We start from the raw sequence: 23,261 nt of genomic DNA, 5'->3' as shown, positions 1-23,261 counted from the left end.
TTATCATAAAAAAATCGAAGGTGGGGATATCAGTGAGCAATTTCAAAATGGCAATTTGTTTCACACTTGTTACCGCTGTAGCGGTCGGCTGTAGCAGTAAACCGGAGAATGCAGCATCAGATGTCAATAAACCGGCACCATCCATTAAAGTTGCTTTAAGCTCCAAATCACTTCCTTATGTTGAAGCTTCTCCCAAAATTAATGAGGACAAGTACGTGAAGAAGTTACGCGAGCTATCCGGAACGAATGTTCAATTCGAGCTGATTCCTCACCCGGACTTTGAACAAAAGCTTGGTTTGATACTTGCTTCAGGTGAGATGTCGGATCTGTTGGAGATTAGAGGTATCAACACCCCGGTTGCTGCTCCTGCGGTTAACAATGGAGCTTTCCTTGAGCTGAATGATTTAATTGATAAGTTTGCGCCTAACCTCAAAGCCAAAATTTCCAAGGAGGTATGGAACTCTCCAACTCTCAGCAAAGAAGGCAAAATCTATGCCATCCCCAACCTTACTGAGGTTACGCACTCCCAGGCCGTCTATGTACGAAAAGATTGGCTGGACAAGCTGGGTTTGAAGGTGCCCAAAACAATTGACGAGTATATAACGGTTATGAGAGCTTTCCGGGATAACGACCTGAACGGGAATGGTAAAGCGGACGAAATTCCATTCTCAGGCCGCAAAAATTTCCGATTTGCCGAGCTTTTCTTCGGTGCTTATGATGTAAGTCCAGGTGATGATCTCAAGCAAGGAGCCTGGAAATATGTGAACAATCAGCTCGTGCCCAACTACGTGCGTCCAGAGATGAAGGAAGCGCTGGCGTTGTACAAAAAGCTTTATCAGGAAAAGCTGATCGACAATGAGATTTTTGTACAGGAAGGCAAGGATTGGGATGCAAAAATTAAAGGAGCCGCGCGTGTGGGTATGTGGATGCATGATCCCAGCTACCCGGACAAATGGCTAACTGAAGTAAGGCAAGGCGATCCAAAAGCGGAAATTCTCGTTATTCCGGCTCCGGTCGGTCCGGATGGCAAGGGGGGCACCAGTATTGCATCTTCGATTGGTTCCGCGTTTGCGATCCCCAAATCAAGTAAAAATGCGGAAGCCGTTTTGAAATTTTTGGATTGGTTCTATTCGGATCAAGCTGAACAATTCATGACATATGGTTTGGAAGGCGAAGATTACACGATCAATAACGGCAAAATTGCGTATAAATATCCGACAACACCAGACGGGATCAACAAGGAAAACATGCACTTAAAATTCATTCGAATAACGGGTCCTTCCTATGTGGATAACAAAGTATTCATGAAGGGACGTAATGAAGGGGAACTCATATCTGCAGCTCTGGATGTTGCCAATGCTGAAGGACGCAAAAATGATGGGATCGATATGCCGCTTCCTCCTACGATGCAATCACATCCCGAGCTTGCCAAAAACGGGCTATGGATGGAGACAGCAGCAAAAATCATTATAGGAACGGAAAACGTTGATTATTTTGATAAATTCGTTGAGGACTGGAAGAAGCGCGGGGGCGATCAAATTATTCAGGAAGCAACGAAGTGGTATGATAGCAACGTAAAAAAATAAAAGCTGACATCCTTCATCCTTATACAAACCCGGGAGCCTGAGATAGCGGGCTTCCGGAATCCAATCATCAGGAGGAACCAAGAATGAGAGTTGCCGTTGTCGGTTGCGGAACGATGGGCAAAAGCCATATTGAAAATCTGGCAGCCATGCCAGGTGTGGAATTGGTCGCTATTTGCGACAATAACGAGATTGAAGTTAACAAAACGGCTGAGCACTGGCAATTAAGAGCCTACGTGTCTCTCGATGAAATGATAAACATGGAAAATCCCGATGTAGTGAGTATTTGTCTCCCCACCTACCTCCATAAGGAGTATGTGCTGAGAGTGGCTGCGTACGGTAAACATATCATTTGTGAAAAACCGATAGCCCCGTCGATAGAGGACGCAGTAGAGATGATTAATACCTGCAAGGAAGAGGGTGTCAGGCTGTTTGTCGGACATGTCGTAAGGTTCTTTCCCAACTATGCGGACATCAAAGCCAAAGTGGATGCAGGTGTCATAGGTAAAGTAGGCGTGATCCATACCAAACGGATCGGTTCGAATCCAGCGAGAGCAAGAGCCTGGTACAAAGACAGAAGTGGCGGCGTCATTATCGATCTGATGATTCATGATATCGATTTTCTTTGCAGCGTGATGGGCGAGGTGACATCGGTATATGCGCTCCAGACACAATCGGAGCAGAACGATTATGCCTTGGTTACACTTCGATTTGCTGGTGGAGCGATTGCCAATCTGGAGGCTCACTGGGGATATCCCGGACCATTCACGACGGCTGTCGAGTTTGCAGGGACTGAGGGTGTCATTCGGTTTAACAGTGAGGATGCCCTATCATTGAAGATCGTAAAGGCAGCATCGGCAGAAGACAATCAGCCGGCAGCAGTGGCCATTCCCCAAAGCCCTGCGTTTCATAATCCGTATTACTATGAACTGAAGCACTTTTTGGCATGTATTGAAAACGATACGGAATCTATAGTTACGGCAACCGACGCATTGAGAGCACTGAGAATTGCTTTAGCGGCTGCACAATCGGCACAAACCGGAATGAAAATTGATATCCATTAATATCATTGGAGGATCCAAGGGATGAACAAAATTAAGGTTGGTATCATCAGCTTTGCCCATTCTCATGCTATTGGTTATTATCATACACTGACGGCTCGACATGATGTTATTGTAGCAGCTATTGCCGACGAAGTCAGGGAGCGTGTCGAGCCATATATTAACAACGATACGAGCTATTATGCCGATTATCATGATTTGTTGAACCAGGATCTGGATGCTGTTGTAATTTGTTCAGAGAATGTATACCACGCCCAAATTACCAAAGAAGCCGCGATCGCGGGCAAACATGTTCTTTGCGAAAAGCCGCTCGGGATCAGCGTTGAAGAGATGCATGAAATGATACAGGTATGCAAGCAAAGTGGAGTGGAGCTGATGACGGCATTCCCTTGCCGATTCTTACCGCCCGTTATTAAGGCAAGAGAAGCTGTCAAACGAGGCGAAATTGGCGATATCATCGCTATCAAAGGAACCAATCGAGGTTCGATGCCAGGCAGATGGTTCATTGATCCTGCCTTGTCCGGGGGTGGAGCGATACTCGATCATACCGTTCACTTGATGGACTTGTACAATTGGTTTCTGGACAGCCGGCCAACGGAGGTCTATGCCGAAATGGGCACGTTATTTCATAATATTCAGGTTGATGATTCGGGCATGGTTCATGTCAAGTATGACAGTGGCGTATTTGCTGTTATTGACACTAGCTGGTCCAGACCCAAGTCGTTCCCTACGTGGGGTGATGTAGGTATGCAAATCATTGGAACCAAGGGAGTTATCACGATTGATTCCTTTGCCCAGAAAAATGATATTTACAGCAATCATGAGACCAAAGCCAAATGGAGCTACTGGGGTGATAGTATGGACCAGTATATGATTGAAAATTTTATTCTTTCTATTAAAGAGGGCAAATCGGTTCCCGTAACCGGTGAGGATGGATTGAATTCGGCTGCGGTTGCTCTTGCTGCCTATGACTCTGTTAAGCAAGGCAAGCCAATTCCAATTCCATATTGAAATGTTTCTGTTTAGAGGATTCAATCGTAGGGAGGTTGTCGACGTTGAACTTTGATCCACTTTACTATCCGCATGCATCCAAAAGGAATATCATCTACGCAAATAAAGGAATGGTTGCCGCTTCTCAGCCAATTGCCGCTCAAGTAGGCTTGGATATGCTGAAAAAGGGCGGAAATGCCATAGACGCTGCCATAGCGGTTGCCGCTTGTCTGACAGTGGTTGAACCTACCAATAACGGATTTGGCGGTGACGCGTTCGTATTGGTTTGGCATCAAGGAGAGCTTCACGGCTTAAATGCCAGCGGCCCTTCTCCTCAGAGTATTTCCGTCGAAAAATTACGTGAATCGGGTTACGACAAAATGCCTTCTCATGGTTGGCTTCCTGTTACAGTACCCGGAATTCCCGCAGCGTGGTCTGCTTTATCTGAAAAGTTCGGCAAGCTGCCATTTGCTGAGCTGTTCGAGCCCGCTATTCGTTATGCGGAAGAGGGGTATGCAGTCAACCCTACACTTGGATCGGATTGGGCAAAATTGTTTGCAAGGTATCGAGGGGAATTTATCGGAGAGGTGTATAAACCGTTATTTGACACGTTTGCTCCTGGTGGCTCAGTTCCCGGGATAGGCGAATTGTGGCGTTCACCAGATCATGCCAGAACCTTACAACTTATTGCAGAGACGAATGCTGCCAGCTTTTATACGGGAGAGCTTGCTGATCAGATCGATCAGTATTCAAGATTACATGGAGGTTATTTGCGCAAGGAGGATCTTGCTGCATTCTCTCCTGAATGGGTCAAGCCGGTTAGTATCAATTATCGAGGTTATGACATTTGGGAAATGCCCCCCAACAGCCAAGGGATCATTCCATTGATGGCTTTGAATATTTTGAAAAACTATGATCTGACAAAAATGAGTCCCGTCGACTTGTATCATACACAGTTAGAAGCTTTAAAGCTTGCCTTTGCCGATGGTGTGAATTATATCACACAGGAGAATCATATGAGTGTGACGGTAGAGCAGTTGCTCTCTGAGGATTATGCGCGGCATAGAATGAAGCTCATTGGGCCGACGGCGATGCAGCCGGAGAAAGGGAATCCGGTGCTTGGCGATACGGTTTATTTGGCTACTGCCGATGGTGAAGGGAATATGGTTTCTTACATTCAAAGTAATTCAGCTGCGTTTGGTTCAGGAATTGTCATTCCGGGAACAGGCATCGGCATGCAAAACCGGGGAAGCCGGTTTACTTTGAATGATAACGACGCCAACCGTCTCGAACCGGGTAAAAAGTGCTACCATACGATCATTCCGGGATTTATTACGAAGGACAATCAGCCCGTCGGTCCATTCGGAGTAATGGGCGGATTTATGCAGCCGCACGGTCATGTACAGGTAGTATGCAATACCATAGATTTTGGATTAAATCCACAGTCAGCTTTGGATGCTCCCAGATGGCAGTGGAAACAAGACAAAACGATCGAACTTGAGTATACAGTGCCGGAACATCTTGCACTTGCTTTGTCCAACAGAGGACATGATGTAAGAAGAGCGGTTGGCACCTTTACTTTGGGCCGCGGTCAGATCATCTGGAAAATGGCTAATGGTGTGTTGGTGGGCGGAACCGAACCCAGAACGGATTCGAGCATAGCATCCTGGTGAAACTAATTATGTCTTGTATAGATGAATATATGTTTTGTAAAGATCATTTTTTGCATCCTATTGACACATTGTGTCGAACATGGGATAATACTCGTAACTTAAAAGCACCTTTAAACTCAGTCCAGAGAGACTGGCAAGGTGAACGAATGGAAACAACGGCTATTAGGCACTAATGGGTCAGTCTCATTATGAAGTCTATTATCGTCCGTTATCTCCGTATGTCCGCAAACCTTGCCCTAACGAGCAAGGTTTTTTATTTTGTCTATCACTGGAGCAGGAGGTCGAAGACCTTGAGTCAGGAAGCAGAACGCGAGCATGTGCTTATGGACGAAACGGGGATGCGCCGAGCATTGACACGGATCGCCCACGAAATACTGGAAAAAAACAAAGGCTTTGAGAACTGTATGCTGATCGGTGTTCGTACTAGAGGTATTTACTTGGCGAATCGCATTGCGGAACATATTCTGGAAATCGAAAATGTTCCGGCACCTATCGGTGAAATCGACGTTACCAAGTACAGAGATGACCGATCTGGCAGACAGGATTCAAAAGCAAGCGGAGAGCCGCCTGCAGCCATTGATATTCATAATAAGAAGCTGATTCTGTTCGATGATGTTTTGTATACAGGCAGAACGGTGAGAGCGGCAATGGATGCGCTGATGGATATGGGACGGCCGCAGATGATACAACTCGCCGTGCTGGTAGATCGTGGACATCGTGAGCTTCCCATCCGTCCTGATTACGTAGGCAAAAACATTCCGACTTCGCGATTGGAAACGATTGAAGTACTGCTTCATGAAGTCGATGGGGTCGATCAGGTAGTTATTACTCAACAGAGGAGGCAGCAGAGATGACTCAGCTTCAGGTAGCATCACATAAGCATTTGCTCGGGACACAAGGTATGAGCGCTGAAGAAATTACATCCATACTGGATCGGGCTGCATATTGGGAGCAAGCTCCCACCAAGCTGTCAAATCATTTAAATGGCAAGTTTGTTGCCAATATGTTTTTTGAAAACAGTACAAGAACCAGATTCTCCTTCGAGGTTGCCGAGAAACGACTTGGTGCGGAAGTGTTGAACTTTGCTGCTGCTGTGTCTAGTGTTCAAAAGGGCGAATCGATCTACGATACGGTCAAAACGTTGGAATCCATGGGTATTGATGCAGGCGTGATTCGTATGAAACCTAATGGACTGCTTGCTGAGATTGCACAAAAGATTAAAGTGCCTTTAATCAATGCGGGAGACGGCAACAGCGAGCATCCCACTCAGGCTTTGCTTGATCTGTATACAATGCGTAAGCATTTTGGTGAGCTGCGCGGGCTGAATGTATCGATTATAGGGGATATTTTACATAGTCGGGTTGCACGTTCGAATTTGTGGGCGCTGAAGACTCTTGGAGCCAACGTCAGCTTTTGTGCTCCGCAAGTGATGCAAGCGCCAGAGCTTGCTGCTCATGCCCCTTATGTGAGCATGGAGGAAGCGATAAAAGGCGATGTAGTGATGATGCTCAGGGTTCAATTGGAGCGTCATGAAGAGGGGTTGTTCAAGTCCCAGGAAGATTACAGAGAAGCCTACGGAATGACTGTAAAGCGCGAGGCTTCGATGGCAGCTCATGCGATCATTATGCATCCTGCGCCGATTAATCGGAATGTAGAGATTGATGACGAGCTGGTGGAATGCGGAAGATCAAGAATTTTTGAACAAATGGGAAATGGTGTACCTATAAGAATGGCAGTCATTGAGCGGGCACTGAGCTAAGCTTCATAAACTTTAATTACAGGGAGGCCATTATGGGAATTTGGATATTGAATGCACAGACGGTAGCTTCGGGTAATGAGCTTGCAAAACGTCATATATTGGTAGAAGGTCAACTGATTGAACAGATTATCGAAGCAGGAGATACATTGCCAGATACCGCAGGGCACGAAGTGATTGACGCGGCAGGCAAGCTGGTTACAGCAGGCTTGATCGACATGCATGTGCATCTTCGTGAGCCAGGCTTTGAATATAAAGAGACGATTGCGAGTGGAACACGCTCAGCAGCACGCGGCGGCTTTACAACGATAGCCTGCATGCCGAACACACGGCCTGTTATCGATACCGTAGAAACGGTCAAATATGTGTTGGATAAAGCAGAGAATGAAGGAATTATACGCGTACTCCCTTATGCTTGTATTACCAAAAATGAGCTGGGACGCGAGCTGACCGACTTCGATGCTTTGAAGGAAGCGGGAGCTATCGGATTTACGGATGATGGTGTAGGCGTACAAAACGCGCAAATGATGAAGGATGCCATGACGAAGGCTGCATCCATTGGACTGCCGATTATCGCACACTGCGAGGACGACACGTTGACAGTGGGAGCATGGGCGAGCGAAGGTGCATTTTCACGTAAACACGGCTTAAAAGGAATCCCTAATGAATCAGAAGCGATTCATGTAGGCCGCGATGTTCTTTTGTCAGAAGCAACGGGTGCACATTACCACGTATGTCATGTCAGTACGGAGCAATCGGTTCGATTGATTCGCCATGCCAAGCAGTTTGGCATTAAGGTGACAGCTGAGGTTTGTCCGCATCACCTGCTGCTGTCCGATGAAGATATCCCGGGTCTGGACGATGCCAATTGGAAAATGAATCCGCCGCTGCGCACGCCAAGAGATGTACAGGCTTGTATCGAAGGTTTGCTGGATGGAACTATCGATATTATCGTAACCGATCATGCACCTCACAGTGCTGAAGAGAAAGCGAAGGGTGTTGATTTGGCTCCTTTCGGAATTGTTGGATTCGAAACTGCATTCCCGCTGCTCTATACCAAGTTTGTTGCAACAGGACAATGGACACTGCAATTTTTGGTGGACAAAATGACCTCCTTGCCAGCACAAGTTTTCGGTTTATCACAAGGCTGGTTGGAAGCAGGTAAAGTAGCAGATATTACAATTATTGATTTGAATAAGGAACAAGCGGTCGACCCGGCGGATTTCCTATCCAAAGGACACAATACACCTTTCATAGGCTGGAGCTTGCAAGGCTGGCCGACGCATACGATGGTTGGCGGCAAGGTCGTTTGGTCAGAAGCATAAACGGTGCGATTGGCGATGAAGCCAATTCTACAATAAACAGGTTAATTACAGAGTTACCATTTAAAGAGCTGGAATCAAGTAGATAAGGAGTTGAAATCGATGCAGGCAAGATTATTGTTGGAAGACGGTACATTATTTACAGGCAAAGGCTTTGGAAGTGAGGGCGACTCGGTTGGCGAGGTCGTTTTTAATACAGGTATGACAGGTTATCAGGAGGTTCTTTCAGACCCCTCCTATTGTGGACAAATTGTAACGATGACGTATCCGCTGATTGGCAACTACGGTATGGCGCGTGACGATTTCGAGTCGATTCGTCCTTTTATCCATGGCTTCGTCGTACGTGAGCATGAAGTGGTTCCAAGCAACTGGAGAGCGGAATATTCACTGGACAGCTTGCTCAAAGAATACGGCATTATCGGCATTAGCGATATCGATACTCGGATGCTGACTCGACGGATTCGCCATCATGGAGTTATGAAAGCCATGCTGACGACTTCTACGAAGTCAGTTGCTGAACTGATGGAGCAATTAACAGGCAGCTCATTAATGAACGATCAGGTTTCCAGAGTTTCAACCAAAAGCGTGTTCAGCATTCCAGGACCCAAAGAACGGGTTGTGCTGGTTGACTTTGGCTCCAAAAGCGGAATTCTTCGTGATTTAGTTAAGCGTGATTGCGACGTTGTCGTCGTACCTCATGATACAACAGCTGAACAAATTCGCCGTTTGGGACCGGATGGCATCCTGCTGTCCAATGGCCCTGGGGATCCAAAGGATGTTCCGCATGCCGTTTCCATGATCGCTGATTTGCTTGGTGAATTCCCGATTTTCGGTATTTGCTTAGGCCATCAGTTGTTCGCTCTTGCTTGCGGTGCTGACACGGACAAGCTGAAATTCGGACATCGCGGCGGTAACCATCCGGTTAAGGATCTGCAAAGCAATCGTTGTTACATCACATCGCAAAACCATGGCTATACCGTTAAAGATGAATCCGTTGCAAACACGGAGCTTGAAGTTACACATATCAATAACAATGATGGTACTATCGAAGGCTTGAAGCACACCAAGTATCCTGCTTTTTCCGTACAGTATCACCCTGAAGCGTCCCCGGGTCCATTTGACTCCAGCTATTTGTTCGATGATTTCATCCAGCAAATACGCCAGTTCAAAGCGGATCGTCCGCAGCTCCCTAGACAAGCGCAAATTTCTGCGGCTTCCAAGCTAGGATTACAAGCAGCCGGTGCTTCCGGACCTGCAGCAAAAGGAGAACTAGACTATGCCAAAAAATAATAGCCTCAAAAAAATATTAGTGATCGGTTCCGGTCCGATTGTCATTGGACAAGCAGCTGAGTTTGACTACGCAGGAACACAAGCTTGTCAAGCATTGAAGGAAGAAGGCATGGAGGTCGTCCTGATCAACAGCAACCCAGCAACGATCATGACCGACACGAACATGGCAGACAAAGTATACATCGAGCCCATCACACTGGAGTTTGTTACGCAAATTATTCGTCAGGAGCGTCCTGACGGTTTGCTTCCAACACTTGGTGGTCAAACAGGTCTGAATATGGCCGTTGCTTTGGCTCGTGCAGGTGTGTTGGAGCGTGAAAATGTTAAGCTGCTGGGAACACAATTAACTGCTATCGAAAAAGCCGAGGACCGTGATCTGTTTCGTGATCTGATGAGAGAATTAGAGCAGCCCGTCCCGGATAGTGTTATCGTAACGACTGTTGAAGAAGCGGTTGATTTTGCGAATGAAATCGGGTTTCCATTAATTGTTCGCCCTGCATATACATTGGGTGGAACAGGTGGAGGCATTTGCGCCGATATGGAAGAATTGCTAGAGACGGTAGCATCAGGAATCCGTTACAGTCCAATTGGACAATGTCTGGTTGAGAAAAGTATCGCAGGCATGAAGGAAGTTGAATATGAGGTTATGCGTGATGCGAACGATAACTGTATCGTTGTCTGCAACATGGAAAACTTCGATCCGGTTGGCGTTCATACAGGGGACAGCATCGTTGTTGCACCGAGCCAAACATTATCTGACCGTGAATATCAAATGCTGCGTTCCGCATCACTGAAAATTATTCGCGCACTGAATATTGAAGGTGGCTGCAACGTTCAGTTCGCACTTGATCCTTTCAGCTATCAATATTATGTAATTGAAGTAAATCCACGTGTAAGCCGTTCATCCGCTCTGGCTTCCAAAGCAACCGGCTACCCGATCGCCAAAATGGCTGCCAAAATCGCTATCGGTTACACCTTGGACGAAATTATGAACCCGGTAACGGGTCAAACTTACGCTTGCTTCGAGCCAACACTGGATTATATCGTATCGAAGATCCCACGCTGGCCGTTTGATAAATTTACATCAGCCAATCGTAAGCTGGGTACGCAAATGAAAGCTACCGGCGAGGTTATGGCTATCGGTCGTACTTTCGAGGAATCGATTCATAAAGCGATCCGTTCATTGGAAATTGGCGTTCATCGTCTGTTCCTTAAGGAAACCGACTTGCTCGATCAAGAAACGTTGGAAACACGCTTGATAAAACCCGATGACGAACGGATGTTCCTGATCGCAGAAGCATTCCGCCGCGGTTATACGTTACAGCAAATTCAGGATTTGACGAAAATCGACTGGTGGTTCCTGAACAAGCTGGAAGGTATGATCCTGTTCGAAAAGCAGATCGCTGAGCCTGAGCTAAGTGATGAGGTTCTGCGTGAAGCCAAACGCAAAGGCTTTACAGATCGTGCTATCGCTGAAATTCGCACAGCAGCTAACAGCGGCTTGAAATTTACGAATGAGTCCGAAATTCGTGCTTACCGCTTAAACATTGGTCTGAAGCCCGTATACAAAATGGTAGATACGTGTGCTGCGGAATTCGAGGCCACTACGCCTTATTACTACTCAACCTATGAGACTGAAGATGAAGTCAAGGAAGCTACGAAGCAAAAGGTCGTTGTATTAGGTTCAGGTCCAATCCGTATCGGACAAGGTATCGAATTCGATTACTCCACAGTGCATGCGGTATGGGCAATTCAAGCTGCTGGGTACGAAGCTGTAATCATCAATAACAATCCAGAAACCGTTTCAACCGATTTTAATACTTCCGATCGCTTGTACTTCGAGCCTTTATTCTTCGAGGATGTTATGAACGTGATTGAGCGCGAGCAGCCAATCGGCGTTATCGTTCAATTCGGCGGTCAAACTGCGATCAACCTGGCTGCACCATTATCCAAAGCAGGCGTACGCATTCTTGGTACCGATCTGGAAAACATCGATGCAGCAGAGGATCGCAAGAAATTCGAAGCGCTGCTTCGTGGATTGAATATCGCTCAGCCTCCGGGCGGTACAGTAACATCAGTTGACCAGGCAGTAGGCATGGCTGCGATCCATGGTTACCCGGTATTGGTTCGTCCATCTTATGTACTGGGTGGCCGCGCGATGGAAATCGTCTATTCCGATGATGAGCTATTGAGCTACATGGAGTATGCCGTAAAAATCAACCCTGAGCATCCGGTATTGATTGACCGTTATATGCTGGGTAAAGAAGTGGAAGTCGATGCGATCTGCGATAAGGAGACCGTCGTCATCCCTGGTATTATGGAGCATATTGAAAGAGCCGGCGTGCACTCAGGTGACTCGATTGCTGTGTACCCAACACAAACGGTTTCGGATTCCATCAAGCAGCAAATCATTGAGATTACGACGAAAATTGCCAGAGGTTTGGAAATTGTCGGTTTGCTTAATATTCAATTCGTTATTTATCAAGATCAGCCTTATGTGATTGAGGTAAATCCGCGTTCGTCCAGAACCGTGCCATTCTTAAGCAAAGTAACCCGAATTCCGATGGCGAATGTCGCGACGCGTGTTATTCTTGGCGAGAAGCTTACCGATATGGGATATGAAACGGGCCTATGGCCAGAGGATGACTTTGTATCTGTAAAAGTGCCTGTGTTCTCTTTTGCCAAGCTGCGCCGTGTAGATACGACACTTGGACCAGAGATGAAGTCGACGGGTGAAGTAATGGGACGCGATAAAAGCTTTGCCAAAGCTTTATATAAAGGGTTAATCGGTTCCGGTATGAAAATTCCGCCGACAGGCTCTATCATCGCAACCGTAGCTGACAAAGATAAAGAAGAAGCCATTGAGATTTTAAAAGGCTTCTACAAGCTGGGTTATAAGATCGTAGCAACAGGCGGTACGGCCAAAGCTTTGGAAGAAGCGGGTGTCGTTGTAACGACTGTGAACAAGCTCAGCGAGGGTTCTCCAAACATTCTGGATTTGATCCGCAATGGAGAAGCGCATTTCGTTGTCAATACGTTAACCAAAGGTAAAACACCGGAGCGCGACGGATTCCGTATTCGCCGTGAATCGGTAGAGAATGGCATTGTTTGTATGACATCACTGGATACGGTGCGGGCGCTTTGGCATATGCTGGAGTCCATCAACTTCCAATCCGAAGCGATGCCAGCCAATCATATATAACAGCTTAAATCGATTAGCACAGCAGCCCAAGACTTCAGAGGGAAGCTGTGCTAATCCCATGATAAGGCGGCTGAGCCGCAAGGTGTCAACTGGAACGCAGTATGAATCAGGAGGCGATAGGGGAATGACAGTACCAGCAAAAGTAGCAGAACGTATTATGGTGGCACTCGATTATGCGGAAGCCGGTCAAGCTCGTCAGTTAGTGGAAGCGTTACAAGGCATTCCTTGCTACATGAAGGTAGGGATGCAGTTATTCTACAGCGCGGGTCCCCAGTTCGTGCTCAGCTTGAAGGAACAGGGCTACAAGGTGTTTTTGGATCTGAAGATGCACGATATACCCAACACGGTAAAAGGCGGCTCTGAAAGCATCACAAGGCTTGGAGTTGACATGTTTAATGTGCATGTGGCTGGCGGTAAGCAAATGCTGGAGTCAGCCATGGAAGGCGTAGATAAGGCATTAAAGGGTGGTACGCATGCTCTCGCACATCCGTTGGTTATTGGCGTGACACAGCTGACAAGTACAAGCCAGCAGGTAATGAACGAGGAAATAGGGCTTGCAGGCTCCGTGGAAGCAACAGTTCTTCGTTATGCGGCCATGGCACAATCAGCTGGACTGGCTGGAGTTGTCGCTTCTCCATTAGAGGTAGTTCGCATCAAGGAAGCCTGCGGTTCTGGTTTTGTAACTGTAACACCGGGTATTCGTCCGGCAGGGTCAGATATTGGCGATCAGTCACGGGTATTGACACCGGCAGAAGCTTTTGCACAAGGTACGGATTTTATCGTAATTGGAAGGCCAATCACGGCTGCCCAGGACCCTCGTGGTGCACTGGAAAGTATTATTGAGTCGATCCAATAGATGGTATCGAAAGCTATTGCAGCTTGGCCTTGCCAAGACGTTGCATCGACAAGTTGTGTGGTACCAATTGTATAATGATGGCAGTGTAACAAGACATAGATGGAGCCGGTTCACCACTAATTGACTATCTAAGGAGCGATGTATTTATGAGTACACAATCAATTAAGACGAACCCACAGCTTGCCGAGCAAGTAGCCAGTTCTTTACTGCAGATCGGTGCGGTAGCACTTCGGCCTGACCAACCGTTCACCTGGACATCAGGACTCAAATCACCGATTTATTGCGATAACCGTCTTACGATCTCGTATCCGGACATTCGTGAGGCGATAGCAGAAGGTTTTGCTGCTCTGGTTCGTGAGAATTTTCCAGATGCGGAAGTTATTGCAGGGGCTGCTACTGGGGGGATTCCACACGCGGCATGGGTAGCTCAAAAGCTGAACCTGCCCATGGTTTACGTTCGTGATAAAGCGAAGGGACATGGCAAGGAGAACCTTATCGAAGGCAGCATTCACCCAGGACAAAAAACCGTTGTTATCGAGGATCTGATCTCTACGGGGGGCAGTTCATTGAAGGTTGCGCTCGCCGTAAATGATGCTGGAGCGAAGGCGCTGGGTGTGCTTGGTATCTTCTCTTATCAATTCGAGAAAGCAACCGCAGCATTTGAAGCGGCAAATATTCCATTCGAAACCTTAACCAATTATTCCATTTTACTGGATGTAGCGTTACAACAGGGCAGTATTCAGCAGCGGGATCTCGAAGCCTTGAGATCATGGAGCAGCAATCCAAGTGAATATGGAAGATAATTGAATTTATCATAACTTCTCTATAGAAGTAGGTTCCTTAGATAACATCAGTGTCGAGAAAAAGCCTCAACTTCTGTTACCGCCAGTCATCACTGAGCGTCAACAAAAGTTGGGGCTTTTTTTAATTAAGACCATGTGTGCCTATGGAGATTGATGGGAACTATTTTTTTAATAACTCCATACGGTAGACGTATTCGAACAAAAACTCAAAAGCTTCCAGATTGCGTTTGGCTTCAAAGCAGTTGGCGCCCCATGCGTAAATACCATGCTTGCGCAGCATAATGCCTGGAACCTTGGGTACGATTGCACCTTCCACCAGCTCAGCAATTCGTGGGATGTCCGCATAGTTAGGAAGAATAGGAATTTCAATATGAGCTTCCTCATCCCAAATGTTGAAGGCTTTGATCAATTCGACGCCATCCACTGGAATCGATTTGCGCTCCCAGAACAGCTCCGAGACGATATTGTTGAACACGGTATGTACATGCAGAATAGCGCCACAGCCAGTTAAACGATATATCTCCTTATGAATCAAAGTTTCTGCTGAAGGCTTGAGCCATGTAACCTCTGTCGGCTTGCCTTCTTCATTGACCAACAAAAAATCGGATGGTGTATGCACTGACTTATCTTTACCGCTCGCGGAAATCGCAAAGGTAAACTGATCAGGTGCAAAATCACCAACACGTATCGAGAGATTGCCGCTTGTTGCTGGAAACCAGCCTTTGTTGGCCAATGTTGTTTTAATCTCGCGCAGCTCAGCAAAAGCCTGCTGCTTATCCTCCAAGCGAAGCTCAGCCGGATTTGTCATTGCACGCTCATCTCCTCTAAACGCTGGATTACCTCATGAAAATCATTAAATGGGAAATAATTCAAACCGAGTTCGCTGCACAGATCAATCAGATGTGAACGGGCAAATACGGTTTCAACGAGCTTTGCGCCTTCGAAATCGGTCACGCTGTCCCCTATCAGGATGCGTTCGTAATCATCAGGGGAATAGCGTCGTATAATCGTCGTTTTGCACATACCGCAGTCATTGTGACAATGCTCATCACAAGCATGCGGCCACACAATCTCAATATGACTTCCATTGAAATTACTGGCGTTGCAATAAATATGGTCATCTGGAATCGGAAAGACAGACAATACCGGATAGACGAAAAAATCGATGCCGCCGCTGGTCACATAAAATTCAATGCGCTGCTCCTTACAGTAGGCTAACAGCTCAGCAAACCCATCACGGATCGTCACGTTGTTGATCGCATAATCGATGACCTCTTGCCTGCGTGAGGTTGGCAGTAAGGCAAACATCTGCCCGACACCTTCCCGGATTGTCATTTTCTTAGAAATCACCTGTTCGACCAATGATTCCCAGCCATCCGGTTTAAAGTGCTTCATGATAGCTACGATATTGTCATTGACGGTGATCGTACCGTCGAAGTCGCAAAAGATAATACGTTTACGACTCATGATTCTCTAAGCCCCCAGGCTTCAATCGCGGCGTTAAGCTCTGGATGTTGAAGGGCATATGTTTTGAGGGATTGACCTGCCAAGCATCCATCAATCGCTTGGCGAAATGCATGGCCGCCAGCAACAGTACCCATCGGATGGCCATGAATACCTCCACCAGCGTTAACGATCGTTTGATTGCCAAAATCCTTCAGGATGAGTGGAACCAATCCCGGATGAATGCCTGCCGATGGAACCGGAAAGCTGCTGCGCAGAGAAAGTGCCTGATGTGAGGATGAGTGAGTATTTTCTTTGATCGTACGCTCACCATTTTGTAAATTAAACATATAATCGGCCTTGTTCTCAGTAAGTAATGCTTGCTTGATCGCCATATTTTCTTCACGCGGCATTACGACAGAACCGTAAGGGGATGGAAACAATACGATATCGGCTCCTGCCAGACGCATCAGCTTGCCGAGCAGGACATTAGCCGAAATTCCATGATATGCTGAAGGATACAAGGCTCCGGCCATTGCCGGATGGGCCATGATGGGCACCTTAATGTCGGGATGGCGGCTAAGTTCATTCAATACATCGAAGCCATAAGCCAATACATTGAACAGCAGAGCGTTGGCACCAGCTTGAATCGCTTTACGGGCTTGATCCAGCAGACTGAAGGTTGGACCTGTCAGATTAACGGCATACAGCAGCTTTTGCCCGGTTTCTTGTTCGGCTTGTGCCGCAGCTTCCATGCACACCTCAACCCGCTTTTCCAAAGGCGTAAGAGGGTTTTCAAACAATATTTCATCGTCCTTGATCAGATCGACTCCACCAAGCGCCTGCAAATAGAATTGCTCACGGAGTGTCGGCAAATCGTGACCGATAACAGATTTGAAAATACTCATCAGGAGAGGACGGTCTGGGACTCCAAGCAGCTTGCGAACGCCCTCGAGACCAAATTTCGGTCCTTGGAAGCCGGATAAAAACTCCTCTGAGAATGATAAGTCGATTAGCTTGATTCGACCATCCATCGAAAGCTTGCCAAACACCGTCACCAGCAGGGCCGGGATGTCACGGCTGAAGTTCAAGTCCGGATAAGCGATCCGGATATCAGCGTACCGCTCAGAGACGGTTTCTCCGCTGCTGCTATCAGGTTCATGAACGTCAACGCTAATCACTTTACCGAGATGCCGCTCCATATCTGCTTTTTTAGCTTCAGGTAAATCGGTCCAGCTGCCGACGGTCAAGCCGACGGCGATACCGAGCGCTTTTTTATTGAAATCAGCCTTTTCGTCATAGCAGCGATAAGTTGCTGAACAGTAAGAATGAAACAAAAGGTTCACCTGCTTAATTAGAATTTGATTTCACTTGCCTGCGCACTGATCGTTTTGCCAAGCTCATTGGCACGTTCTGAAGCGCGTAAAACAGCCTTCGTCACTCCAATAGCAAATTGGTGCTGGTCCAGCATTTCAATGGCTGCTTGGGTGGTGCCATTCGGAGAGGTTACCTTCCGACGGAGATCAGCAGGAGCTTCTCCGGTTTGTTGTACCATTTGCGCTGCCCCGAGCACGGTTTGGATCGTAAGCTCTTTGGCAGCTTCTGGCGTGAGACCACCCCTAACACCGCCTTCGATCATGGCTTCCATCATATAATAAATGTAAGCAGGTCCACTTCCTGACACACCGGTTACAATGTCCAGTCTGGCTTCCTTAACAATCGTGACGATGCCGGTCGAAGCAAACATTTGTGTGGTGAGCTGCTGCTGCTCAGTCGTGACACTTTTTGAAAAGCTGATGCCAGTTGCTCCGAGCCCGATAGCGCTTGAAGTGTTCGGCATGGTACGTGAGATAGGCTGACCCGAAGTACCAAGGATCATTTCCATAGTCGTGATGGACAAACCTGCGATAACAGAAACTAACAGCTGTGAAGGCTTTAATAATGATTTGATCGATAGGAGCCCTTCAATAGCATCCTTGGGCTTAAAAGCTACAACAACAACATCAGCAGCAGCAATAGCTTCAGCCCGCTGCTCTGCATCGACTGCAAGGCTAACCCCGTAGCTTTGCTGCAGGAATTGCAGACGGTTTACATCGGAGCGATTCAGGACGGTAATCCGCTGTTTATTGCTGTTTTCATCAGCGGTGAGTCCGCGTAAGATCGCTTCGGCCATCGAGCCGGCTCCGACAAATGTAATACGAGCTGTAGATAAAGACGTCAATGTAATTTCTCCTTTAATTAAAACGATTCGTCGAGTCGAGACTGCTTGAACACGTTCTACTAGCCGCGGATTTGCCCATTGCCCAAAACACGGAATTTCGTAGAGGTTAATGCAGGAAGTCCCATCGGTCCGCGCGCATGCAGCTTTTGTGTACTGATGCCGATTTCAGCGCCGAATCCGAATTCGAATCCATCAGTAAACCGGGTGGAAGCGTTGTGGTATACCGCAGCCGCATCGACTTCCTGCAGAAAACGTTCCGCGTTGGCTTCGTTGGTAGTGACAATACATTCGGAATGCTGGGTGCCATGGAGACGTATATGCTGTAGAGCTTCATCCAAAGAGCTTACGATTCGGATATTCAAAATATAGTCGCTGTATTCCGTATTCCAATCCTCGTCAGAAGCGGGTTTGATTGCTGAAAACAGGGCTTGAGCCTGCTTGTTGCCACGCAGCTCGACATTGTTGGCGATAAACTGCTCAGCAATCGATGCCAGGTGCTGTTCTGCAAACCGTTCATGCACAAGCATGGTTTCCATCGAGTTGCATACGGATGGTCGCTGTACTTTAGCATTGATAGCGATTTGCAGAGCCATTTGGAAATCGGCGGTTTCGTCTATATAAGTATGGCAAATTCCTGCGCCTGTTTCAATGACAGGAACCGTTGAATTTTTGACAACATTCTGAATCAGAGAGTGTCCACCACGAGGGATAAGTACATCCAGCAAGCCATTTAACTTCAGCATTTGATCTACCGAGCTCCGATCAGGATCTTCGATTAATTGCAGGGAGTCGGCAGGGATATCGGAGCGGGTGAGTGCTTCATGAAGCACCTCTACGATACGGCGATTGGAGGATAGGGCTGCAGATCCTCCACGCAGCACGACCGCATTGCCAGTCTTAAGACAAAGGGCAGCTGCATCAACGGTGACGTTTGGACGAGCCTCATATATAATCCCGATGACACCGATAGGTACACGAATTTTTGTAATATTCAAGCCGTTGGGACGCGTTGTTTGTTCTAATATATCACCAACAGGATCAGGCAGCGCCACAACCTGACGCAAGCCTTCTGCCATGGCGGCAATACGGTGCTCATTCAGAGCAATACGATCCAACAGGGAATCGCTAGTCCCGTTTTTCCGCCCAAGATGCAGATCTTCAGCATTAGCTGTTAATATGGAGGGTGTCTCTTCTATAAGAGCGTCAGCTATCAGTAGCAGGGCGGTATTTTTTTGTTCAGTTGTCAGCAGGCTTAAACGGGGAGCAGCCTGTTTGGCTAAAGTTGCTTTTTGTACGACCTCGCTGGTTGTGATTGTTTGTTGATCCAAAGATTCCATAGGGAGTTCCTCCTGAGAAAGTTTATTTGTGGACGGATAAAGTGATCCATTCATCCCGATGAATCACTTCGATCCGAGGGACCTCAATTCGTTTTTGAACTTCCTCCGTACTGAGGCCTGCGACAGCTTTAAGCTGCCAGATCGTGTAATTCACAACGCCTCTGCCAATGATTTGTCGTTGGTTATTGATGACTTCCACCACATCGCCTGGGTGAAAATCACCTTCAACCTCGGTTACTCCTGCGGGGAGTAAGCTTCGGCCACCGTCAACAAGCGCGATCTCAGCTCCAGCATCGACCATAATATGGCCAAGCGGCATGGAGTGGAAGCCAAGCCATTGTTTTTTCATAGGCAAATTGTGCTGACTCGTATCAAAATAAGTGCCCTTGCCCGTGTTGCTGGCAGCTAGCTCCAAATCGCCATCCTCGAGGACACGTCCGACAAACACGGGAACACCGCCGCGCATTGCGATCCTGGCTGCCTCAATCTTGGAACGCATACCGCCGGTTCCAACAGACGAGCCGGAGCCTCCGGCAATACGTATCATTTCTTCATTGATTTCCAGTACGCGTTCAATTCGCTTGGCATCTGCATTTTTGCGTGGATCTTCCGTATAAAGGCCATCTGTATCCGTAATGATGATCAGCTGTTTGGCTTTGACCAGGTTAGCGACGAGAGCGGATAGTGCATCGTTATCACCAAATTTCAAGTTGAGCTCATCAACCGCTACAGTATCGTTTTCGTTGATAATCGGGAGTATTCGATGCTTTAACAGCTCCTCAATCGTCATGGTTGCGTTATGGATTCGTTTGCGGTTGGAAAAGTCCGAACGTGTCAGCAGTATTTGTCCGACACCAATTCCATGAGCGGCAAAAGCTTCGTTGTAGGCTTGCATCAGCAAGGCTTGCCCGACTGCTGCGGATGCTTGCTTTTCATGAACATTCTTTGGACGAGCCGTGTAACCTATTTCCCGAAAACCTGCAGCAACAGCACCCGAGGTCACGAGCAGCAGCTGAAAACCTTGTCCATGCAGGCGTGCCAGCTCGGCGGCAAAAAATACGATTTTACTTCGATTAAGCCCTCCCTCATCGGAGGTAAGAGAGCTGCTTCCAATTTTCACTACAATGGTTTGATACTGCACAGTTCCATCACTCATTTCCCGATTAATGCACAAAAAGCCCCCGTCCTCTAAGGACGAAAGCATGAACTTCCGCGGTACCACCTTAATTGATGATGAACATCCAACTTAATAGGCCTTAGGTAACAGCAAGGCAGGCCGTCCAGCTCGTCACTGGCCGTTCCGGGGCGGGTTCGATAAGTCTTCGCGGTAAATTCTTGCAGCCAGTGGAATTTACTCTCTGTACACGGGGGGCTTTCTACTAATCCCATCATAACGTTTGCTTTTTATAGCATAGCATGAGGCCATTCGGTTGTAAAGGAGCAAGCGTTCGCTAGAAACCGTTAATGGACAGAACCAAATTAATCAAACAAGTGCAGCTTCGCGATCCGCTCGACGGCTTCCTGCAATCGGGGTTCCGGTGCCAGAAGTCCGAGTCGGACGTAGCCTTCGCCGCTTTCACCGAATCCGATTCCGGGTGCTACCACGATCTTGGCCTGCTCAAGCAGCAGATCGGCGAGCGATGCGGAGGTGTGGCCCTTAGGTACAGGCAGCCACGTAAAGAAAGAGCCTTGTGAACGTTGTGCCTTCCAGCCAATCTGATCCAGAGAGCTGTATAATGCATCACGACGACCTTGATATGTAGCAAGCAAGGAGGCGACACAATCCTGTGGACCCGTTAGAGCAGCAGCGGCAGCGGCCTGAATACCGCCAAACAGACTGCAATAATAATGATCCTGAATGAGATTAATTAAACGGACAAGCTCTTTATTACCGAGTGCAAAGCCGACTCGCCACCCTGCCATATTATAGGTTTTGGACAGTGTATAGAACTCTATACCGACTTCCTTGGCTCCTGGCAATTGCAAAAAGCTGACCGGCTTATGACCGTCAAAGCCAAGTGCACCGTAAGCAAAATCACTTGCAACCACAATACCATTTTGCTCGGCAAAGCGAATCGTATCTTCATAGAACGAAGCCGGTGCTGAGGCTCCTGTAGGATTGTTCGGATAATTAATGAACATCAGCTTGGCTTTGTTAATATCCTCTGCGGACAAAGCGCTGTAATCTGGTAAAAAGGCGTTGGACTCGCGCAATGGCATGAAGGCCATTTTGGCTCCGGAAAGCGCAACTCCTGACCAGTAATCCGGATAGCCGGGATCGGGAACAAGACAGACGTCGCCTGGATTAAGCAGGCATTGGCTTATTTCCACAAGTCCCGTTTTACCGCCGAACAAGATGGCAACCTCGCTATCCGGGTCCAGATCAACATTATAATCCTCTTTATACCGCTTGGCGACAGCTTGCTTAAGAAAGGGGAACCCGTTGAAGGGCGGGTACCGATGATACAGTGGATTTTCGGCAGCAACCTGTAATTCCTTGACGATATGAGCAGGAGTAGGTTGATCCGGATTGCCTTGTCCCAAGTTAATGACGTCATGGCCAGCAGCTATTTGTGCATTGGCTTTACTAACGAGAGTGGCGAAAAACTGGGTAGGAAGCTGCTGCATACGCTGTGCTGGCTGAATGGAAAACGCGGGTTTACTTGATGAAGAAGCTGAACTCATCTATAGTCACACTCCAGTAATTGTATAGGATAAGGGTGAATTGCCCAGATAGCCTAAATGTAACATGAAACGCAAGCAGTGTATAGAAGTAAGTATGGATAATGCGTTACGCTATTGTTATTTGGGTTACTCTGATGGTAAAATGATACCAACCAAAAGTTTCATTCAACAGTATTTAGTTTCATTTGATGAAATCATATTGAATGAAGGAGGTTTGCTAGATGTCCATTGATTTTCACGATCCGAAGAACACAACCAGCTATACCAACCGAAGTGTGGATAACGACTGGAAGCAATTGATAGCCAGTAAGGTCGATTTAAAAGGAATTCAGGCTGCAGATGTTGGCTGTGGAGGTGGCATTTATAGCAAGGCTCTAATCGAAATGGGTGTGGAATCAGTCGTTGGTGTGGATTTCTCGCAAGTGATGCTGGATGGAGCCACGGCTTATGCTGCCAGTCATCCGAACATACGATTTCAGCAAGGAAACGCGCTGAGTACTGGCTTGGACGACGAGAGTATTGATCTTGTGCTGGAGCGGGCGCTCATTCATCATCTTTCATCAGATGAGCTAGCAGGCTGTATGCAGGAAGCTAATCGGATTTTGAAACGGGACGGTATGCTTATTGTGCAGGACCGGACACCTGAGGACTGTGCGTTAGCTGGAAGTAAAGAGCATGTGCGCGGCTACATCTTTGATAAATTCCCAAGTCTATTGGTACAGGAAAGCAGTAGACGTCACAGTTCTGACCATGTACTGGACGCATTAAGGACAGCTGGCTTTAACCAAGTGCAGGAGATTTCGCTTTGGGAAGCGAGGAAATCTTACCATCATTTTGCGGAGTTGCGAGAGGATCTGCTGCTGAGGACTGGACGTTCGATTTTACACGAATTGTCGGATGTGGAACTGGAAGATTTAATTGTCTATACCCAGCAGCAGTTGACTGCAGAAGGCATGGAGGCTCTCGACAAACCATTGGTGGAACAAGATCGATGGAGCATATGGTTCGCCCGAAAGGATTGAAGTTCAGTGCATCATCG

19 protein-coding genes are annotated in these 23,261 nt (G+C 47.4%); 12 read left to right on the top strand and 7 right to left on the bottom strand.

What is annotated here, in order from left to right; genetic code table 11:
* Window positions 1-32 precede the first annotated feature (32 nt).
* The 11 genes from OB236_RS26550 (at window position 33) to pyrE (ending at window position 14,536) form a co-directional block, all read left to right on the top strand.
* Window positions 33-1,586 (top strand): extracellular solute-binding protein, encoded by a 1,554-nt coding sequence (locus OB236_RS26550; protein WP_262686677.1) that lies wholly within the window; start codon window positions 33-35, stop codon window positions 1,584-1,586.
* A gap of 83 nt (window positions 1,587-1,669) precedes the next feature.
* Complete coding sequence (locus OB236_RS26545; RefSeq protein ID WP_262686676.1) at window positions 1,670-2,647, top strand: Gfo/Idh/MocA family protein; 978 nt, start codon at window positions 1,670-1,672, stop codon at window positions 2,645-2,647.
* 21 nt (window positions 2,648-2,668) lie between these two features.
* Complete coding sequence (locus OB236_RS26540) at window positions 2,669-3,655, top strand: Gfo/Idh/MocA family protein (protein WP_262686675.1); 987 nt, start codon at window positions 2,669-2,671, stop codon at window positions 3,653-3,655.
* Between the two features lie 44 nt (window positions 3,656-3,699).
* Window positions 3,700-5,307: a gamma-glutamyltransferase family protein gene (locus OB236_RS26535; RefSeq protein ID WP_262686674.1), complete on the top strand. Its 1,608-nt coding sequence runs from the start codon at window positions 3,700-3,702 to the stop codon at window positions 5,305-5,307.
* 323 nt (window positions 5,308-5,630) lie between these two features.
* Window positions 5,631-6,161 (top strand): bifunctional pyr operon transcriptional regulator/uracil phosphoribosyltransferase PyrR, encoded by a 531-nt coding sequence (pyrR, locus tag OB236_RS26530; protein WP_408638523.1) that lies wholly within the window; start codon window positions 5,631-5,633, stop codon window positions 6,159-6,161.
* Window positions 6,158-7,066 (top strand): aspartate carbamoyltransferase catalytic subunit, encoded by a 909-nt coding sequence (locus OB236_RS26525; RefSeq protein ID WP_076227397.1) that lies wholly within the window; start codon window positions 6,158-6,160, stop codon window positions 7,064-7,066. The genes pyrR and OB236_RS26525 overlap by 4 nt, the downstream gene beginning before the upstream one ends.
* 32 nt (window positions 7,067-7,098) lie before the next feature.
* Complete coding sequence (locus tag OB236_RS26520; RefSeq protein WP_262686672.1) at window positions 7,099-8,388, top strand: dihydroorotase; 1,290 nt, start codon at window positions 7,099-7,101, stop codon at window positions 8,386-8,388.
* Window positions 8,389-8,487: 99 nt separating this feature from the next.
* On the top strand, window positions 8,488-9,675 hold the full coding sequence (gene carA, locus OB236_RS26515) for a glutamine-hydrolyzing carbamoyl-phosphate synthase small subunit (RefSeq protein WP_076227392.1): 1,188 nt from the start codon (window positions 8,488-8,490) through the stop codon (window positions 9,673-9,675).
* Complete coding sequence (gene carB, locus OB236_RS26510) at window positions 9,662-12,877, top strand: carbamoyl-phosphate synthase large subunit (RefSeq protein WP_262686671.1); 3,216 nt, start codon at window positions 9,662-9,664, stop codon at window positions 12,875-12,877. The genes carA and carB overlap by 14 nt, the downstream gene beginning before the upstream one ends.
* A gap of 124 nt (window positions 12,878-13,001) precedes the next feature.
* Window positions 13,002-13,733, top strand: a complete 732-nt coding sequence (pyrF, locus tag OB236_RS26505; RefSeq protein ID WP_262686670.1) for an orotidine-5'-phosphate decarboxylase — start codon at window positions 13,002-13,004, stop codon at window positions 13,731-13,733.
* A gap of 146 nt (window positions 13,734-13,879) precedes the next feature.
* Entirely contained in the window at window positions 13,880-14,536 is a 657-nt protein-coding gene (gene pyrE / locus OB236_RS26500; RefSeq protein WP_076227383.1) for an orotate phosphoribosyltransferase, read from the top strand.
* A 160-nt stretch (window positions 14,537-14,696) separates the two neighbouring features.
* Here the strand turns inward: pyrE and mtnB are convergent, their stop codons facing one another.
* From mtnB to OB236_RS26465, 7 genes are all read right to left on the bottom strand, one after another.
* Window positions 14,697-15,344: a methylthioribulose 1-phosphate dehydratase gene (gene mtnB / locus OB236_RS26495; protein WP_262686669.1), complete on the bottom strand. Its 648-nt coding sequence runs from the start codon at window positions 15,342-15,344 to the stop codon at window positions 14,697-14,699.
* Complete coding sequence (locus OB236_RS26490; RefSeq protein WP_262686668.1) at window positions 15,341-16,003, bottom strand: 2-hydroxy-3-keto-5-methylthiopentenyl-1-phosphate phosphatase; 663 nt, start codon at window positions 16,001-16,003, stop codon at window positions 15,341-15,343. The genes mtnB and OB236_RS26490 overlap by 4 nt, the downstream gene beginning before the upstream one ends.
* On the bottom strand, window positions 16,000-17,316 hold the full coding sequence (locus tag OB236_RS26485) for a 2,3-diketo-5-methylthiopentyl-1-phosphate enolase (protein ID WP_262686667.1): 1,317 nt from the start codon (window positions 17,314-17,316) through the stop codon (window positions 16,000-16,002). The genes OB236_RS26490 and OB236_RS26485 overlap by 4 nt, the downstream gene beginning before the upstream one ends.
* 17 nt (window positions 17,317-17,333) lie before the next feature.
* Window positions 17,334-18,200, bottom strand: coding sequence for a pyrroline-5-carboxylate reductase (gene proC / locus OB236_RS26480; protein WP_262686666.1), 867 nt, complete (start codon window positions 18,198-18,200; stop codon window positions 17,334-17,336).
* 59 nt (window positions 18,201-18,259) lie between these two features.
* Window positions 18,260-19,537 carry a glutamate-5-semialdehyde dehydrogenase gene (locus tag OB236_RS26475; protein ID WP_262686665.1) on the bottom strand — a complete coding sequence of 426 codons (1,278 nt, stop codon included), beginning with the start codon at window positions 19,535-19,537 and terminating at the stop codon, window positions 18,260-18,262.
* A gap of 22 nt (window positions 19,538-19,559) precedes the next feature.
* The gene (gene proB, locus OB236_RS26470) at window positions 19,560-20,693 is read right to left on the bottom strand and encodes a glutamate 5-kinase (RefSeq protein ID WP_076228318.1); all 1,134 of its coding nucleotides are present in this window, start codon (window positions 20,691-20,693) and stop codon (window positions 19,560-19,562) included.
* A 323-nt stretch (window positions 20,694-21,016) separates the two neighbouring features.
* Window positions 21,017-22,222, bottom strand: a complete 1,206-nt coding sequence (locus OB236_RS26465; RefSeq protein ID WP_262686664.1) for a pyridoxal phosphate-dependent aminotransferase — start codon at window positions 22,220-22,222, stop codon at window positions 21,017-21,019.
* A 221-nt stretch (window positions 22,223-22,443) separates the two neighbouring features.
* Between OB236_RS26465 and OB236_RS26460 the strand changes: the two genes are divergently transcribed.
* A complete protein-coding gene (locus tag OB236_RS26460) occupies window positions 22,444-23,244 on the top strand; it encodes a class I SAM-dependent methyltransferase (RefSeq protein WP_262686663.1) in 801 nt (266 codons plus the stop codon).
* Window positions 23,245-23,261 lie beyond the last annotated feature (17 nt).

The organism is Paenibacillus baimaensis (assembly GCF_025567575.1).
The sequence above is the reverse complement of the archived record's forward strand: the minus strand, read 5'-3'. Positions and strand labels throughout refer to the sequence as shown.

Bases quoted from the DNA above. Each gene is read 5' to 3' on its own strand.
- OB236_RS26545 (WP_262686676.1), top strand. From the start codon at position 1,670: ATGAGAGTTGCCGTTGTCGGTTGCGGAACGATGGGCAAAAGCCATATT.
- OB236_RS26540 (WP_262686675.1), top strand. From the start codon at position 2,669: ATGAACAAAATTAAGGTTGGTATCATCAGCTTTGCCCATTCTCATGCT.
- pyrR (WP_408638523.1), top strand. From the start codon at position 5,631: ATGGACGAAACGGGGATGCGCCGAGCATTGACACGGATCGCCCACGAA.
- OB236_RS26525 (WP_076227397.1), top strand. From the start codon at position 6,158: ATGACTCAGCTTCAGGTAGCATCACATAAGCATTTGCTCGGGACACAA.
- OB236_RS26520 (WP_262686672.1), top strand. From the start codon at position 7,099: ATGGGAATTTGGATATTGAATGCACAGACGGTAGCTTCGGGTAATGAG.
- carA (WP_076227392.1), top strand. From the start codon at position 8,488: ATGCAGGCAAGATTATTGTTGGAAGACGGTACATTATTTACAGGCAAA.
- carB (WP_262686671.1), top strand. From the start codon at position 9,662: ATGCCAAAAAATAATAGCCTCAAAAAAATATTAGTGATCGGTTCCGGT.
- pyrF (WP_262686670.1), top strand. From the start codon at position 13,002: ATGACAGTACCAGCAAAAGTAGCAGAACGTATTATGGTGGCACTCGAT.
- pyrE (WP_076227383.1), top strand. From the start codon at position 13,880: ATGAGTACACAATCAATTAAGACGAACCCACAGCTTGCCGAGCAAGTA.
- mtnB (WP_262686669.1), bottom strand. From the start codon at position 15,344: ATGACAAATCCGGCTGAGCTTCGCTTGGAGGATAAGCAGCAGGCTTTT.
- OB236_RS26490 (WP_262686668.1), bottom strand. From the start codon at position 16,003: ATGAGTCGTAAACGTATTATCTTTTGCGACTTCGACGGTACGATCACC.
- OB236_RS26475 (WP_262686665.1), bottom strand. From the start codon at position 19,537: ATGGAATCTTTGGATCAACAAACAATCACAACCAGCGAGGTCGTACAA.
- proB (WP_076228318.1), bottom strand. From the start codon at position 20,693: ATGAGTGATGGAACTGTGCAGTATCAAACCATTGTAGTGAAAATTGGA.
- OB236_RS26465 (WP_262686664.1), bottom strand. From the start codon at position 22,222: ATGAGTTCAGCTTCTTCATCAAGTAAACCCGCGTTTTCCATTCAGCCA.
- OB236_RS26460 (WP_262686663.1), top strand. From the start codon at position 22,444: ATGTCCATTGATTTTCACGATCCGAAGAACACAACCAGCTATACCAAC.